The 16,622-nt window shown below is 63.5% G+C and carries 15 protein-coding genes; 9 read left to right on the top strand and 6 right to left on the bottom strand.

Annotation, left to right across the window (positions count from 1 at the left end; genetic code table 11):
* Positions 1–2: 2 nt before the first annotated feature.
* The 4 genes from ACV1FX_RS22870 to fahA all read left to right on the top strand — a co-directional run bounded on the left by ACV1FX_RS22870 (position 3) and on the right by fahA (position 3,932).
* Positions 3–227 carry a DUF2783 domain-containing protein gene (locus tag ACV1FX_RS22870; protein WP_473119819.1) on the top strand — a complete coding sequence of 75 codons (225 nt, stop codon included), beginning with the start codon at positions 3–5 and terminating at the stop codon, positions 225–227.
* 19 nt (positions 228–246) lie between these two features.
* Positions 247–1,203 carry an MBL fold metallo-hydrolase gene (locus ACV1FX_RS22865; RefSeq protein WP_473119818.1) on the top strand — a complete coding sequence of 319 codons (957 nt, stop codon included), beginning with the start codon at positions 247–249 and terminating at the stop codon, positions 1,201–1,203.
* Positions 1,204–1,205: 2 nt separating this feature from the next.
* Positions 1,206–2,552, top strand: a complete 1,347-nt coding sequence (hmgA, locus tag ACV1FX_RS22860; protein WP_473119817.1) for a homogentisate 1,2-dioxygenase — start codon at positions 1,206–1,208, stop codon at positions 2,550–2,552.
* Positions 2,553–2,663: 111 nt separating this feature from the next.
* The gene (gene fahA / locus ACV1FX_RS22855) at positions 2,664–3,932 is read left to right on the top strand and encodes a fumarylacetoacetase (protein WP_473119816.1); all 1,269 of its coding nucleotides are present in this window, start codon (positions 2,664–2,666) and stop codon (positions 3,930–3,932) included.
* A 159-nt stretch (positions 3,933–4,091) separates the two neighbouring features.
* Here the strand turns inward: fahA and ACV1FX_RS22850 are convergent, their stop codons facing one another.
* Together ACV1FX_RS22850 and ACV1FX_RS22845 are read right to left on the bottom strand one after the other, a co-directional pair.
* Positions 4,092–4,403 (bottom strand): DUF1272 domain-containing protein, encoded by a 312-nt coding sequence (locus tag ACV1FX_RS22850; protein ID WP_473119858.1) that lies wholly within the window; start codon positions 4,401–4,403, stop codon positions 4,092–4,094.
* A gap of 136 nt (positions 4,404–4,539) precedes the next feature.
* The gene (locus ACV1FX_RS22845; RefSeq protein WP_473119815.1) at positions 4,540–5,019 is read right to left on the bottom strand and encodes an Lrp/AsnC family transcriptional regulator; all 480 of its coding nucleotides are present in this window, start codon (positions 5,017–5,019) and stop codon (positions 4,540–4,542) included.
* Positions 5,020–5,140: 121 nt separating this feature from the next.
* Here ACV1FX_RS22845 and hppD point away from each other — a divergent pair, with 121 nt between their 5' ends.
* Complete coding sequence (hppD, locus tag ACV1FX_RS22840) at positions 5,141–6,259, top strand: 4-hydroxyphenylpyruvate dioxygenase (protein WP_473119814.1); 1,119 nt, start codon at positions 5,141–5,143, stop codon at positions 6,257–6,259.
* 198 nt (positions 6,260–6,457) lie between these two features.
* On the opposite strand, the gene ACV1FX_RS22835 is transcribed toward hppD, so the two are convergent.
* The 4 genes from ACV1FX_RS22835 to ACV1FX_RS22820 all read right to left on the bottom strand — a co-directional run bounded on the left by ACV1FX_RS22835 (position 6,458) and on the right by ACV1FX_RS22820 (position 11,505).
* Positions 6,458–7,582 carry a CaiB/BaiF CoA transferase family protein gene (locus ACV1FX_RS22835; RefSeq protein ID WP_473119813.1) on the bottom strand — a complete coding sequence of 375 codons (1,125 nt, stop codon included), beginning with the start codon at positions 7,580–7,582 and terminating at the stop codon, positions 6,458–6,460.
* 193 nt (positions 7,583–7,775) lie between these two features.
* Positions 7,776–8,576 (bottom strand): FAD binding domain-containing protein, encoded by an 801-nt coding sequence (locus ACV1FX_RS22830; protein WP_473119812.1) that lies wholly within the window; start codon positions 8,574–8,576, stop codon positions 7,776–7,778.
* Between the two features lie 15 nt (positions 8,577–8,591).
* On the bottom strand, positions 8,592–10,934 hold the full coding sequence (locus tag ACV1FX_RS22825; RefSeq protein WP_473119811.1) for a xanthine dehydrogenase family protein molybdopterin-binding subunit: 2,343 nt from the start codon (positions 10,932–10,934) through the stop codon (positions 8,592–8,594).
* Positions 10,935–11,019: 85 nt separating this feature from the next.
* A complete protein-coding gene (locus tag ACV1FX_RS22820) occupies positions 11,020–11,505 on the bottom strand; it encodes a (2Fe-2S)-binding protein (RefSeq protein ID WP_473119810.1) in 486 nt (161 codons plus the stop codon).
* A 527-nt stretch (positions 11,506–12,032) separates the two neighbouring features.
* Here ACV1FX_RS22820 and ACV1FX_RS22815 point away from each other — a divergent pair.
* The 4 genes from ACV1FX_RS22815 (at position 12,033) to ACV1FX_RS22800 (ending at position 16,618) form a co-directional block, all read left to right on the top strand.
* A complete protein-coding gene (locus ACV1FX_RS22815; protein ID WP_473119809.1) occupies positions 12,033–12,461 on the top strand; it encodes an SRPBCC family protein in 429 nt (142 codons plus the stop codon).
* A 298-nt stretch (positions 12,462–12,759) separates the two neighbouring features.
* A complete protein-coding gene (locus tag ACV1FX_RS22810) occupies positions 12,760–14,475 on the top strand; it encodes a PQQ-dependent methanol/ethanol family dehydrogenase (protein WP_473119808.1) in 1,716 nt (571 codons plus the stop codon).
* A gap of 127 nt (positions 14,476–14,602) precedes the next feature.
* The gene (locus ACV1FX_RS22805; protein ID WP_473119807.1) at positions 14,603–15,793 is read left to right on the top strand and encodes a c-type cytochrome; all 1,191 of its coding nucleotides are present in this window, start codon (positions 14,603–14,605) and stop codon (positions 15,791–15,793) included.
* A 138-nt stretch (positions 15,794–15,931) separates the two neighbouring features.
* The gene (locus tag ACV1FX_RS22800) at positions 15,932–16,618 is read left to right on the top strand and encodes a response regulator (protein WP_473119806.1); all 687 of its coding nucleotides are present in this window, start codon (positions 15,932–15,934) and stop codon (positions 16,616–16,618) included.
* Positions 16,619–16,622 lie beyond the last annotated feature (4 nt).

Here is a 16,622-nt window from a genome sequence, read left to right as displayed (position 1 = left end):
GAATGGCTCTCTCCACCAGCTCGAATTTCGCACGGCCTGACGATGCCTTCCGTGCCATCGTCGAGGCGCATCGCGGCCTGACCGAGGAGCAGAGCGCGGATTTTGATGCCGCCTTGGTGCTGATCCTCGCCAACCATATCGGCGACATCGACGTGCTCAACGAAGCGATCGTGCTCGCCAGGCGCCGCATGGTCGACGGCCAGCAGCAACAACAGCAACAACAATAACCGTGCAAGGAACGAACTGATGGCGAAGAACTTCGCATCCACCGGCGATCTCGCCGAGAAGAAGGTTACCTTCTCCGAGATCGGTACTGACCTTTATGCCTTCACCGCCGAGGGCGATCCAAACTCCGCCGTCATCGTCGGCGAGGATGGTTGTCTGGTGTTCGACGCGCAGGCAACGCCCGCGATGGCGAACAAGGTGATCGAGCGCGTCCGCACCGTCACCGACAAGCCGATCAAATATGTCGTGCTGTCGCATTATCATGCCGTACGCGTGCTCGGCGCGTCCGCCTATGAGGCGCAAGGCATCGTCGCCTCGCAGGAGACCTATCGACTGATCGAGGAGCGCGGCAAGCAGGACTGGGATTCCGAGTATGGTCGATTTCCCCGTTTATTCCAGGACGCGCAGAGCATTCCCGGGCTGACGTGGCCAACGCTCACCTTCGAAGGCGAGATGTCGATTTATCTGGGCAAACGCGAGGTGCGGTTGATGCAGCTCGGGGCCGGACACACCTCGGGTGACATCGTCGCCTGGGTGCCGGATGCCGAGGTGATGTTCTCCGGCGATCTCATCGAATACCACTCGGCCTGCTATTGCGGCGATGCGCATTTGCGCGAATGGCCGCTGACGCTGACCGAGATCCGCAACTTCAATCCCAAGGCGATCGCGCCGGGCCGCGGCGATGCGCTCAAAGGCACCACGACCGCGCGCGAGGCGATCGCGATGACGCGCGACTTCGTCGCTACGCTCTATGGCGCGGCGGAGATTTCCGTCGCCAAGGGCCACACGCTGAAGGAGACGATGGCGGCCACCCGCGAGGTGATGGATCCCAAATTTTCGAGCTTTGCCATCTATGAGCACTGCCTGCCGTTCAACGTGTCGCGCGCCTTCGACGAGGCGTCGGGGATCGACGACCCCGTGATCTGGACCGACAAGCGCGACCAGGAGATGTGGGCTGCATTGCAAGGAGGAGGATAGTCATGAACATCAATGCCTCGCCTGACCAGATCGTTCGCAGCACGGCCCAGGTCACGCCGGGCTACATGTCCGGCTTCGGCAACAGTTTTGAAACCGAGGCGTTGCCGGGCGCACTGCCGATGGGACGCAACTCGCCGCAACGCTGCGCCTACGGGCTCTATGCCGAGCAATTGTCAGGCTCGCCCTTCACCGCGCCGCGCGGCACCAATGAGCGCTCCTGGCTTTATCGCATCCGCCCGTCGGTGAAGCATTCGGGACGCTTCGAGAAGGTCGACGCAGGCCTGTGGCGCTCGGCGCCGTGCCATGAATACGATCTGCCGATCGCGCAGCTGCGCTGGGATCCGACGCCGATTCCGAAGGAGGAGATCACCTTCCTCGAGGGTGTGCAGACCATGACGACGGCCGGCGACGTCAATACGCAAGCAGGCATGGCTGCGCATGTCTACCTCATCACCAAATCGATGGTGGACCGGCATTTCTACAATGCCGACGGTGAGATGATGTTCGTGCTCCAGCAGGGCAACCTTCGCCTCGTCACCGAATTCGGCCGCATCGACGCCGAACCCGGCGAGATCGTGGTGATCCCGCGCGGCGTCAAGTTCCGCGTGGAGATTCCGAACGGGCCGGCGCGCGGCTATCTCTGCGAAAACTACGGCGGCGCCTTCACGCTGCCCGAGCGCGGCCCGATCGGCGCCAATTGCCTTGCCAATGCGCGCGACTTCCTGACGCCGGTGGCTTGCTACGAGGACAAGGACACGCCGACCGAGCTCTACGTGAAATGGGGCGGATCGCTGTTCAAGACGCAGCTAGCCCATTCGCCGATCGACGTGGTCGCCTGGCACGGCAATTACGCGCCCTACAAATACGACCTGCGCACCTTCTCGCCGGTCGGCGCGATCGCCTTCGACCACCCGGATCCCTCGATCTTCACGGTGCTGACCTCGCCGTCGGAGACGGCGGGCACGGCGAATATCGACTTCGTCATCTTCCCCGAGCGCTGGATGGTCGCCGACAACACGTTCCGTCCGCCCTGGTATCACATGAACATCATGAGCGAGTTCATGGGGCTCGTGTACGGCGTGTATGATGCGAAGCCGCAAGGGTTTGTGCCCGGCGGCATCAGCCTGCACAACTGCATGCTGCCGCACGGCCCCGACCGCGATGCCTTCGAGCACGCCAGCAATGGCGAGCTCAAGCCGGTCAAGCTCACCGGCACGCTCGCCTTCATGTTCGAGACCCGTTACCCCCAGCGCGTCACCGCGCATGCCGCGAAGTCCTCGACGTTGCAGGATGACTATGCGGATTGCTGGAAAGGCTTGGAGAAGCGGTTCGATCCGAACCGGCCGTGATGATCTGTTATGCTCGTCATCGCCGGGCTTGACCCGGCGATCCATCGCTCGTCGAAGTGATGGATGCCCGGCTCAAGCCCGGGCATGACGATTTTCCGATTGGAGAATTGAGTGCCCCATCCTAATGACCCCAGCCTCCGCTCCTTCATCGACGTCGATCCGTCCTCCGACTTCCCGATCCAGAACCTGCCCTACGGCGTGTTCTCCGCGAATGGGCCTGCGCCCCGCGTTGGAGTTGCCATTGGCGACTACATTCTCGATCTCTGGGAGCTTGAGCAGGACGGTCGCCTGGATACCGGCAATCCAGGCGTGTTTGCTGCGGGCTGGCTGAATGGGTTCATGCATCAGGGCCCGAAGATCTGGTCGAGGACTCGCGCGCGGATCAGCGAGCTGTTGAGGCATGATAATCCAGAGCTGCGTGACAACGATGAGCTGCGGAAGCTCGCACTAGTCCCGATGTCGCGCGCCAAACTCCATCTACCGATTATGGTCTCCGGCTATACCGATTTCTATTCCTCGAAAGAGCACGCCACCAATGTCGGCGTGATGTTCCGCGGCAAGGACAATGCGCTGCAGCCGAACTGGCTCTACATGCCGATCGGCTACAACGGCCGCGCCTCGACCGTGGTCGTCAGCGGCACCAGCGTGAAGCGGCCGCGCGGGCAGTTGAAGCCGCCGACTGCGGAGGTACCGAGCTTTGCCGCCTGCAAGCGGCTCGACTTCGAGCTGGAGATGGGCGTCGTGGTCGGTCAACCGTCGCCGATGGGCGGCATGCTCACCGAGCAGCAGGCCGAGGAGATGATTTTTGGCTTCGTGCTGCTGAACGACTGGAGCGCGCGCGACATCCAGCAATGGGAATATGTGCCGCTCGGCCCGTTCCTCGCCAAGGCGTTTGCCACATCGATTAGCCCGTGGGTGGTGACGCGCGAGGCGCTGCAGCCGTTCCGCACTAAGGGTCCCGAGCAGAGCCCGGCGCCGCTCGATTATCTCAAGCAGGGCCTGCCGCAGAACTACAATATCGAGCTCGACGTCTCCTTGCGCGCCGCCGGCACGAATGCGGCGGCGAGCATCAGCCGCACCAATTTCAAGTACATGTACTGGTCGTCGGTGCAGCAATTGATGCACCACGCCTCCAACGGCTGCGCCATGAATGTCGGCGATCTCCTCGGAAGCGGCACGATCTCCGGCCCTGAGAAGAACGAGCGCGGTAGCCTGTTGGAGATCTCCTGGAACGGCACCGAGCCGGTGGAATTACCCGGCGGCATCAAACGTTCGTTTCTCGAAGACGGCGACAGCCTCGTCATGCGCGGCTGGTGCCAGGGCGACGGCTACCGCGTCGGCTTCGGCGAGGTCGAGGGGACGATTCTGCCGCCGGAATAGGACGGCGCTGTTGCGACATTCTCCGTCATTGCGAGCCACCGGGTCTGCGCGAGGCGCGGCCCGATGACAGGCTCCGCGAAGCAATCCAGAAATCTCTCCGCAGAAAGATTCTGGATTGCTTCGTCGCTTCGCTCCTCGCAATGACGGTGTGGAGGCGATTCACCGATCTCCCGCCGGTACGCCGCGTATCCTTGCGCAATGGGTCGCGACATCCTCCGTGCTGTACTTCAAATGCACCCGCTTGTCCGACGGCGCGTGCTTGGCCACGCACACGCCCGGCCGCCATTCCCTGGCGGGCCGGATCGGGCGCGGCGTGAAACCACCACCGCAGTTCGGACAGACATTGAAGAGTTTCGTCTCGACGCAGTCCGCACAGAACGTGCATTCATATGAGCAGATCCGCGCGTTCGCAGCATTCGGCGGCAGGTCGCAGTCGCAATATTCGCAGTTCGGCCGAAGCTGCAGGGCCATGGCGCTATCTCCCGGAGCATGATCCGGAAAAGTGTGAAGCGGTTTTCCGAAAAGATCATGCTCAAACAAAAATAGGTTAGCGGCGATCATCATTGCAGATCGCACCTGTCGCGCGAATGCCGCATTTCCCTCGATTTCAGCCAGGCGTGAGCCCCTTCAGCGGCAGCCTCGAGCTTTCCTTCAGCCGGTCGAGCACGATCGAGGAACGCACATGCGCGACGCTCTGGTGCGGCATCAGCACGTCGTTGACGAGATTGGAGAGGCCCTTGAGATCGCGCAGCACGGCCTTCAGCACATAATCGGCATCGCCGGTGAGCGAATAGGCCTCCTGGATCTCGTCGATGCGGTTGACGAGGCTGCGGAATCGCTTGGCATTGTCGGGCGAGTGCGTCGCCAGCGTCACCTGGATGAAGGCGACGACGCCGAAGCCGAGTGCCTCGCTGGAGAGATCGGCGTGGTAGCCCGCAATTACCTTCTCCTCCTCGAGCCGCATGCGCCGCCGCGAGCATTGCGAGGCCGACAGCCCCGCGAGATCGGCGAGTTCCTGGTTGGTGAGGCGGCCGTCGTCCTGGAGCGCGGTAAGGATCTTGAGATCGAAGGCATCTACCGGGATCATGCGTCATTTGCCCATTTCATGCACAAACCATGCATAGGGTATCGGAATTGCATCCCATTTGCACACCTGTTGCGCGCCCCATGAAAGATAGTTCAGGCGAACAAACTGGGAGAGATCGCCAATGGGTCCGTTTCCGCACGATGCGCCGCCCGCCACCATCAGCGCCGATAATCCGATGGGGACCGACGGGTTCGAGTTCGTCGAATATGCCCATCCCGATCCGCAAGAGCTGCACGCGCTGTTCAAGCTGATGGGCTTTGCGCCGGTCGCGCGCCACAAGACCAAGACAATCACGGTCTATCGCCAGGGCGACATCAACTACCTCGTCAACGAGGAGCCGGGCACGCATGGCTTCGAGTTCGTCGCCGCGCATGGGCCGTGCGCGCCGTCCATGGCGTTCCGCGTGGTCGATGCGAAGGCGGCCTACGACCGCGCGATCGCGCTCGGCGCCGAGCCGGCGGACGCTACCGCTGCGCAGAAGACGCTGGACGTGCCCGCGATCAAGGGGATCGGCGGAAGCCTGCTTTATCTCGTCGACCGCTATGGCGCGAGAGGCTCGGCCTATGATTCCGAGTTCGAATGGCTTGGTGCGCGCGATCCGCGGCCCGCTGGCGCCGGACTGTTCTATCTCGATCATCTCACCCACAACGTCCATCGCGGCCGCATGGATGTCTGGGCCGGCTTCTACGAAAAGCTCTTCAACTTCCGCCAGATCCGTTTCTTCGACATTGAAGGCCGCGCGTCCGGCCTGTTCTCGCGGGCGCTGACCAGCCCCGACGGCAAGATCCGCATTCCCATCAACGAGGATGCCGGCGATTCCGGCCAGATCGAGGAGTATCTGAAGGTCTATCGCGGCGAGGGCATCCAGCACATCGCCTGCGGCTGCCGCGAGATCCACAGCACGATCGAGGGCCTGCGCGAGGCCGGCCTGCCCTTCATGCCGTCACCGCCCGACACCTATTTCGAGAAGGTCGATGCGCGGCTGCCCAGGCATGGCGAGGACGTTTCGCGATTGCAGCGAAACGGCATTCTGATCGACGGCGAAGGCGTCGTCGATGGCGGCCAGACCAAGGTGCTGCTGCAGATCTTCTCCGCGAACGCGATCGGCCCGATCTTCTTCGAGTTCATCCAGCGCAAGGGCGACGACGGTTTTGGCGAGGGCAATTTCAAGGCCCTGTTCGAATCGATCGAGGAGGATCAGATTCGGCGCGGGGTGCTGAAGGTGGAGGATGCGGCTTGAGCAGGCGTTGTTAGGCACACTGCGACGTCAAACAAAGCTGTCGTCCCGGCGAAGGCCGGGACCCATAACCCCAGGGAGTGGTTACGGCGCGAACTGGTAACTCCGAGCCCCCGTAACCACTGCGCCCTGTGGTTATGGGTCCCGGGCTCGCGCTTCGCGCGCCCCGGGACGACAGCGGAGGTGATGGCGAGAGCGTTGCTACCGCCCCGCCTTCCACGCACTCGTCACCGCGCCGATCTCCGCAGCCTCCGGCTCCCGCACCGCTGAGGGCGTGCGCGAAAACCGTGGCGCGGGTCCTGGCTGCTTCACGCCGTGGCGTTCGATGAAGACATTGCGGGCGACCATGTGCGGATGCTCGGTTGCTTCCGACATCGTCAGCACCGGGGCGAAGCAGATGTCGGTGCCTTCCATGATGCTGCACCAGTCCTCGCGCGTCTTGCTCTTGAAGACCGCCTGCAGCTTCTTCTTCAGCGCCGGCCAGGCCTTGCGGTCCATCTGCGCCTCGAAATCGGCGTCGGTGAGTCCGGCGTGTTGCCGCAGCAGCGCGTAGAACTGCGGCTCGATCGAGCCAATCGAGATGAAATGGCCGCAGGCGCATTCATAGACGCCGTAGAAATGGGCGCCGCCGTCGAGAAAATTCTGGTCGCGGCCTTCGGTCCAGCGGCCCATCGCGGTCATGTCGAAGAAGAACGACATCAGCGAGGCCGCGCCGTCGCACATCGCGGCGTCGACCAGCTGGCCCTTGCCGGACCTTTGCGCCTCGAGCAGCGCAGCGAGCACGCCGACAACGAGGTAAAGTGCACCGCCGCCGAAATCGCCAACCAGGTTGAGCGGCGGCACCGGCGCGCCCTTCGTGCCGATCGCCGCCAAGGCGCCGGTGATGGAGATGTAGTTGATGTCGTGGCCCGCGGCATTCGCCAGCGGACCTTCCTGACCCCAGCCGGTCATGCGGCCGTAGACGAGCTTTGGATTGCGCGCGAGCACGACATCGGGCCCGAGGCCGAGCCGCTCCATCACACCCGGGCGAAAACCCTCGATCAGCGCGTCGGCGTTGGCGAGCAGGTCGAGAACATCTGCGATCGCCGCGTTGTCCTTCAGGTCGATCTCGATCACCTTGCGGCCGCGGCCGGCCACCGACTTCATGCTCTTCCTGGCGCCGATGCGATCGAGCGTGACGACCTCGGCGCCCATGTCGGCGAGCAGCATGCAGGCGAACGGGCCGGGGCCGATGCCGGCGAATTCAACGATGCGGAAACCCGCGAGCGGGCCGGTGGCGCGAACGGAGGAGCCTTCTGATCTTTCTTGGGCTGATTGATCGAGCACGGTCTTGTTTCCTCAGGGGCCAAGACGGGTGCGCGCCGCGCAGGCCCGGCTGGACGTCTTCTATGGACGAGTTAATTGGTCGATTAAATTTTCCCGCCTTCGACCTGACGAGGCAAGCGCTTTTGATGCATGGGCGCAAAATAAAAGCGGCGCGCATTGCTGCGCGCCGCGGAAATATTGTGTTGAGACGCTGTCAGCCTGCCGCGGCAACCGCGCGCTGCGCCATCACCTTGATCAGATTGGCGCGGTAATCGGCGGAGCCGTGCAGATCCGAGAGCAGCCCGCTCGCTGGGATCGAGACGCCATCGATCGCGCTCGCCGCCCAGTTCGCCTTCAACGCGGCTTCGATGGCGCCAACGCGCATCACGCCGCTCTGCGAGGCGCCGGTCACGGCGACGCGGACATCACCCGATCTGGTCTGGGCAACGAACACGCCGGTCAGTGCGAAGCGCGAGGCCGGGTGCGGGAATTTTGCGTAGCCCGCCTTCGCGGGAAGCGGGAACGACACGGCGGTGATGATCTCGCCGTCCTCGAGGGCGGTCGTGAACAGGCCCTTGAAGTAGTCGTCCGCCGCGATCGATCGCTTGTTGGTCTTGATCGTCGCACCGAGCGCCAGCGTCGCGGCCGGATAGTCGGCGGCAGGATCGTTGTTGGCGAGCGAGCCGCCGATCGTGCCGCGATAGCGCACGGCGGGGTCGCCGATCAGCGAAGCCAGATAGGCAACCGCGGGGATTGCCTTCTTCGCGGCGTCGCTGGTCGCCACATCGTAATGCGGCGTTGCGGCCTTGATGGTCAGCGTGTCGCCGGAGGCTTCAACGCCGATCAGCTCCTTGATCCTGGCCAGATCGATCACGTCGGAGGGGCTGGCGAGCCGTTGCTTCATCACCGGCAGCAGCGTCTGGCCGCCCGAGAGATATTTCGCCTCGCTGCCCTTGGCGAACAGCGCGGCTGCCTCATCCACGGAGGAGGCGCGATGATAAGTGGTCTGGTACATCTTCGTTCCTCCTTCTCAAGCCGCGTGGATCGTGCGCCACACCCGGTCAGGGGTCGCGGGCATTTCCAGATTGTTCTTGCCGATCGCGTCCGTGATCGCGTTGATCACGGCTGCGGACGCGCCGATCGCGCCGGCCTCGCCGCAACCCTTGACGCCGAGCGGGTTGCCCGGACACAGCGTCGTGGTGTGGCTGAGCTTGAACGACGGCAGGTCGTCGGCGCGCGGCATGGTGTAATCCATGAACGAGGCCGTGATTGGCTGGCCGTTGGCGTCATAGACGGCGTGCTCGAGCAGCGCCTGTCCGATGCCTTGTGCGAGTCCGCCATGGACCTGGCCTTCGACGATCATCGGGTTGATCAGCCGTCCGAAATCATCGGCCGCCACGAAATTGACGAACGAGGTCTTGCCGGTGGCGGAATCCACCTCGAGCTCGCAGATGTAGGCACCGGCCGGGAAGGTGAAGTTGGAGGGGTCGTAGAAGGCGCTTTCCTTCAGGCCCGGCTCCATCCCGTCAGGCAGATTGTGCGCAGTGTAGGCCGCGAGGGCGACCATCGGCAGCGCGATCTTCTTGTCGGTGCCGGCGACCTTAAACTCGCCATTCTCGATGACGATGTCGGCTTCGGAGGCTTCAAGCTGATGCGCTGCGATCTTCTTGGCCTTGGTTTCGACCTTCTCCACGGCTTTCAGGATCGCGGTGAGACCGACGGCCGCGGAGCGCGAGCCGTAGGTGCCCATGCCGAATTGCACCTTGTCGGTATCGCCATGGACGATCGAGACCTGGCTGATCGGAACCCCCAGGCGTTCTGCAATGAGTTGAGAGAACGCCGTCTCATGGCCCTGGCCGTGGCTGTGCGAGCCGGTCAGGACCTCGATGGTGCCGACCGGGTTGACGCGCACCTCGGCCGATTCCCACAAGCCGACGCCGGCGCCGAGACTGCCGACCGCCTTCGACGGCGCGATGCCGCAGGCCTCGATGTAGCAGGAGACGCCGATGCCGCGCAGCTTGCCGTCCGCCTTCGCTTTCGCCTTGCGGCCTGCGAAGCCGGCATAGTCGATCGCCTTCATCGCCGCATCGAGCGAGGCGTTAAAGTCGCCGGCGTCATAGGCCATGATGACCGGCGTCTGATGCGGGAACTGGGTGATGAAGTTCGTCTTGCGCAGCTCGGCCGGATCGACCTTGAGCTGCCGCGCCGCCGTCTCCATCATCCGCTCGACCAGATAGCTCGCCTCGGGCCGGCCCGCGCCGCGATAGGCGTCGACCGGCGTGGTGTTGGTGTAGACAGCGATCACCTCGGCATGGATCGCCGGGATGGCGTACTGGCCCGACAGCAGTGTCGCGTAGAGATAGGTCGGCACCGCCGAGGAGAACAGCGACATGTAGGCGCCGAAATTGGCGTAGGTCTTCACCCGCAGGCCGGTGATCTTGTTGCTCGCATCGAACGCCATCTCCGCATGCGTGACATGGTCGCGGCCATGCGCATCGGTGAGGAAGGCCTCGGTGCGGTCGCCGGTCCACTTCACCGGACGTCCCGTCTTCTTCGACGCCCACAGCGCCACCATCTCCTCGGGGTAGATGTAGATCTTGGAGCCGAAGCCGCCGCCCACGTCGGGCGCGATCACGCGCAGCTTGTGCTCGGGTGCGATGTTGTAGAAGGCCGACAGCACGAGACGCGCGACGTGCGGATTTTGCGATGTCGTATAGAGCGTGAAATGCTCCTCTGCCTCGTTGTAGTCGGCGACCGCCGAGCGCGGCTCCATCGGGTTCGGCGCGAGGCGGTTGTTGGTGAGGTCGAGCTTCACCACATTGGCCGCCTTCGAGAAGGCGTCGTTCACCGCATTCTCGTCGCCGATCACCCAGTCATAGATCTGGTTGCCGGGTGCCTCGGGATGCAGTTGAGGCGCGCCGGCCTTGATCGCGTCGGTCACGTTCGCGACAGCGGGCAGTTCCTCGTAGTCGACGACGACGGCTTCGGCGGCGTCACGGGCCAGATTCTTGCTTTCGGCGATCACGACCGCGACGGCCTGGCCGACGAAGCGCACGGTCTCCGGTGCCATCGCGGGCCATGCGCCCATCTTCATCGGGCTACCATCCTTGGAGGTGATGGCCCAGCCGCAGATGAGGTTGCCGACCTTGTCGTCGACGATCTGCTTGCCGTTGAGCACGGCGACCACGCCCGGCAGCTTCAGCGCCGCGGAGGCGTCGATGCCTTTCACCTTGGCATGCGCGTGCGGGCTACGAATGAAATGGGCGTAGGTCATGCCCGGTATCTTGACGTCATCGACATACCGGCCCTTGCCGGTAATGAAACGCTTGTCTTCCTTGCGCACGACGCTTGCGCCAATGCCTTCAACACCCATGTCCTGTCCTCCCGACCGGAAATTTGTTTGACCGCGCTTTCCATCGAAAGCTGCGGCGGTTGTTCGATTGAGGCGAGGTCGCTGCTTACTCGGCGGCCTGCGCGACCTTCATGCGGCCGGCCGCATCCAGCACGGCCTTCACGATGTTGTGGTACCCGGTGCAGCGGCAGATATTGCCTTCCAGCTCGTGGCGGACGGTGGCTTCATCGAGCTGGCCGCCGTGGCGCTGCACGATGTCGACTGCCGACATGATCATGCCCGGCGTGCAGTAACCGCACTGCAAACCGTGATTGTCGCGGAACGCGGCCTGCATCGGATGCAGCTCGTCGCCCTTGGCAAGACCTTCGATCGTGGTGACGCTGGCGCCGTCGGCCTGTCCCGCGAGCATGGTGCAGGATTTCACCGCGCGCCCGTCGACATGCACGACGCAGGCGCCGCACTGGCTGGTGTCGCAGCCCACATGGGTGCCGGTGAGGTTGAGATGTTCGCGCAGGAGATGGACCAGCAGCGTGCGGTCCTCGACATCGACAGAGACAGCCTTGCCGTTCACTGTCAGTTTGACTGTAGACACGTGAGTACCTCCCGTATGTTTGTTTGTCGTTATTCCAATTAGAGACAGCGCGAACGGAACTTTGCAACTGGGATTTTGGTGAGTGCGCGTCATGGAAAGGTCATCGTGGCCAGTCGCAGGCGCGCGATTCGCTCATGGCGTTCCCTGCCGCCGCCAGCGCGTGGTGCGGCCCGCAAGACGCTTTCGAAAAGACCTGCGTCGCGCCCGCGGCGGCGTGCTTTCCGAGCCGCCGCACGACGCCGCTCGCCCTCGGACCTCAGCCCTGTCGCGCGTCGCTTCTCCCCTTGATGCCTTGTTCGTTGTGCGAATAGGAGCATGCGCTCACGGCTTTGCAATCGCGATCTTGGTAGTAGGCGATATCGATGTAAGTTATTGATTTTGCTGATGTCGTTCCTGGCTGCCTCCCGCGCGGAGACGCATCCGCCAGCCGTGGCGATCGCGGGCCGCCTAGTACTTCCTGGCGATTGATCGACGGCGGGTGTCCACCCTAGTCGAGCCGGACAAGCAGCGGCAAAAGGGTGGAAGCGATGCAGATGAACGACAGTCAGCGGATTCCGGCCTCGAAGGCCAAGGTGTGGGCTGCGCTCAACGATCCCGATACACTCAGGCGCTGCATCCCCGGCTGCCAATCGCTCGAGATGTCATCGCCGACGGAGATGACGGCAACGGTGGTGCTGAAGGTTGGTCCGGTGAAGGCGACGTTCAGCGGCAAGGTGACGCTGGCCGATATCGACGCGCCCAACAGTTACCGCATCATCGGCGAAGGCGCCGGCGGCGTCGCAGGTTTCGCCAAGGGCGGCGCGAAAGTCAGGCTCGAGGAAGAATCGCCTGACGTCACCATCCTGCACTACGAGACCGAAGCGCAGCTCGGCTCGCGCCTGATCGATTCGACGTCGCGCAAGCTCGCCGCGAATTTCTTCGAGAACTTCGCGGCCGTGGTCGCGCCGTCGTCGTGATTGGCGCGCGCAGGTGATCGGCACGCGATGTCAGGTGCAACGATTGGATCGCGGCACGATGTTGCCGCAAATCCGATCGTGCATTTCGAGCTGTAAAACAAGGGCAAGACGCGAGCGTCGACAACGAGATGAGCGGCAAAAGCCGCCGATGATTTGCACTACTACCTTCCGCCTATACTAAGCGCGCAAAGTCGATGCTGTAATTTCGAACGATGGCTCGCAGACAAACTGCGCATCACGAGCGCAGCGCGCTCAGACGCCCAACATGGCGTGCACACCAACACCGCGGAGGGAATACATGACCTTTGGAACGAAGGGCTTTTTGGCTGGCATTTCGATGATTGCGATGCTGGCCGCCAGCACCACCGTCACTCGCGCCAACGACTCGGTGCTCAAGGCGCAATCCGATGCGAACCAGTGGGCCGTTGCCGGCCACGACTACGGCAACACGCGCTTCAGCCCGCTCAATCAGATCAACACCGAGAACGCCGGCAAGTTGACGCTCGCTTATTCGTTCTCGCTGGCCTCGCTGCGCTCGAACGAATCCTCGCCGATCGTGATCGGCAACACGCTCTACGTCTCGAGCTCCTGGGGCCCGAAATACGTCTACGCGCTCGATGCCGCGACGGGGCAGCGCAAATGGACCTGGGAGCCCGACATTCCCGATGACGTGTTGCAATACGCCTGCTGTGACGTGAACAATCGCGGCGTCACCTACGCCGACGGCAAGATCTTCGTCGGCCGCCTCGACGGCAAGCTGACGGCGCTCGATGCCGCGACCGGCAAGTCGCTGTGGACCGCGAAGGTGGTCGACTACAAGCAGGGCTCGGTCATCACCTCGCCGCCGCTCGTCGTGCGCGACAAGGTCATCACCGGCTTCGGCGGCGGTGAATACGGCGTGCGCGGCGCGCTGCTGGCCTTCGATATCAACACCGGCAAGCAGATGTGGCAGACCTATACCGTGCCTACGCCGGATGAGCCAGGCGGCGACACCTGGAAGGGCGATTCCGCCCAGCATGGCGGCGGCGCGGCCTGGCTGGTCGGCTCGTATGATCCCAAGACCGACACGGTCTATTGGGGCACCAGCAACCCCGCTCCTTGGAACTCGGCTGTCCGTTCGACGGGCAATGGCGATTTCGGCAAGCTGACCAATCTCTATACGGCGTCCACACTCGCCCTCGACCCCAATACCGGCAAGATCAAGTGGCACATCCAGACCACGCCGGCCGATGCCTGGGACTACGACGGCGTCAACGAAGCCGTGCTCGCAGACCTCAATATCGGCGGCAGCAACGTTCCGGCGTTGATGAAGGCAGATCGCAACGGCTTCTTCTTCGTCGCCAACCGTGAGACCGGCAAGGTTCTTTCGGCAGAAAAATATGTCTTCTCGAACTGGGCGCAGAAGTGGGACGTCGCCACCATGCGTGCGGTCGAAGACCCCGACAAGCGTCCGGGACCGGGCCATCCGATCAAGGACGTCTGCCCGAACCTGATCGGCGGCAAGAACTGGCAGCCGATGTCGTTCAATCCGCAGACCGGTCTCGTCTACATCCCGTCCAACAACGTTTGCATGGACTGGTCGGTGAGCGACATTTCCTACAAGCGCGGCGTGTTCTACCTCGGTGGTGAGTTTCCGCCGAAGGAAGGCCCCGGCGGCTTCATGGGTGAGCTCGTCGCGTGGGATCCGGTCGCGCAGAAGAAGGTCTGGTCGATCAAGGAAGACCTGCCGTTCAACGGCGGCACGCTGACGACGGCTGGTGGCCTGGTGTTTGCCGGTAACATCCATGGCGACTTCCGCGCCATCGATGCGAAGTCCGGCAAGCTGCTCTGGAGCAAGAATCTCGGCTCCGGCATCGGTGCCGGTCCCGTGACTTACCAGGTCGACGGCAAGCAATACGTGGCCATCGTCGTCGGTCGCACCGCTGCGATGCCTGCGTTCCTGGGCGGCATCGGCGGGAAGATGACGGCCGCAGCTCCCGAGGGCGGTTCGCTCTTCGTGTTCTCCGTCCAGTGACCACTCGCGCGCGTATCTCAGAGGTGACGAGATACGCGCGCGCTTTTTCCAGACGATCGTTGCGGCATTGGCCGATGCCGTCAGCCGCAACGCCTGGTCCAACAAGTCCCAACCACGGGAGATGAGGATGCGCCGGAATCATCTTGGAAGCGGCAAGAGCCGAAATCGTGCCGTGACAGCGCTGGTCGCATGGGCAGCCGCGTCCGCGATGATCGCACCCGCCGCAACGGCTCATGCGGACGAGACGCAGCCGTTCCGGCTGTGTGCCGATCCGACCAATCTGCCGTTCTCGAGCGATAGTCCGTCGCAGCCAGGCTTCTATGTCGAGATCGGGGAGGCCCTCGCGCAGGCGCTCGGCCGGCCGATCGCCTATGACTGGTACAAATCCTATTTCGGCAAGCGCACCGTGCGCGTCACGCTGCTCGGCAAGCAATGTGATGCCATGATCGGCCTGCCGCGCTCCGAGGATTTCATGGGACCGGCCGTGATCTTCTCCAACACTTTCGCAAAAGAGGGCTATGCCCTGGTGGCGGCGAAGGGACAGGCGATCGGCGGCGTCGATGGCCTGAGGGGCAAGCGTGTCGCCGTGCAGTTCGCCAGCACGCCGCAAAGCCTGCTCGCGAGCCGCGACGACATCCAGAAGGTCACCGTGCTGTCGCCCGAGGAAGGCATGCAGGCGCTCGACCAGGGCAGGGCGGACGTCGCCTTCATCTGGGGACCCGTCGCCGGCTGGCTGAACAAGACCACCTACGGCGGTCGCTACCAGATCGAGCTCACCGAGGGCGAAGGACTGTCATGGGATGCGGCCATCGGCTTCGCAAAGACGTCGACGGAGCTGCGCGATCGCGTCGACGCGATCCTGCCACAGCTTCAGAAGACCATTGCCGATCTCGCGGTGAAATACGGCCTGCCGACCGGGGAGGCCGTTCGCTTCGGCGCGGCGCAAGCACGGCCTGCAGGAACAACGACGGGAACGGGAACCGGTGTCCAAGTGACCGAGGTCGCCAATGTGGTGGCGACCGAGACCAAGGGCGACGCGGCCGCGCCAAGCGCCGAGGCCGTCGGCGCCGGCAAGGAGATCTTCAACGGCACCTGCGCGCATTGTCACGGTCCCGACGCGATCCAGAGCGAGAAGAAGATCGATCTGCGACTGCTGCGTCATCGCTACGGCGACGAGATGCGCGAGAAATACTGGACCACCGTGCATGAAGGACGGCCTGCCAAGGGCATGCCGGCCTGGAAGGAAGTCTTCACCGACGACCAGTTCGACAGCATCTATTCCTTCCTGCTCACGGTCCAGTCCGAATCGAACGACTGAACTCCCTTGACCGGACGCGATCAGGAGGATGAGGTAACGTCCGTCCGGCATCATTCCGTTGCCGGATGGGCGCCGCATGGAGGTACCGCTTCCACTTCTGCGGTGGACGCCCGTGCGGTGGATTCTTGGGAAGGCGCCATGACCAGCTTCCTGATCATCGACGATCATCCGCTGTTTCGCGAGGCGCTCGGCAATGCGGTGCGGCTGGCATTGCCGGAGGCGCGGATCTTCGAGGCGATGTCGATCGAGGACGCCTTGCATATCCTGTCGGCCGAACAGGGCATCGACCTCGCGCTGCTCGATCTCTCGCTGCCGGATGCGACCGGCTTCTCCGGCTTTCTCCGCTTGCGCGAGACCTATCCGCGCCTGCCCGTCGCCATCGTATCGAGCGAGGAGGACCAGCACGTCGTCCGCGAGGCGCTGGCGCTGGGCGCCGCCGGCTATCTGCCGAAATCGACGTCGAAGCGCGAGCTCGCACAATCGATCGAAGGCGTGCTCAGCGGATCGGTGTCCGTGCCGAAGGATTTTGTCGCCACGCCGCAGCGTCGCCGGGCCGACACCAGCAAGGCGCTCGCGGTCAAGCTGCGCGAGCTCACCCCGCAGCAGCTTCGCGTGCTCGATCTGCTGCGCCGCGGCTACCCGAACCGGCAGATCGCCCAGGAGCTTCAGCTCGCCGAATCCACCGTGAAGGCGCACATCACCGAGATCCTGCGCAAGCTCGGACTGTTCAGCCGCAACAAGGCGATCATCGAGATCGGCAAGATGGACCTGCCCGACCCCAAGAGCCGGCCCTATGCACGCCTCGATCGCGGCAGGCCACAATGAGGCG

The organism is Bradyrhizobium ingae, assembly GCF_055791185.1.
Note: the sequence above shows the minus strand (reverse complement) of the source record. Positions and strands in the feature narration are given on the sequence as shown.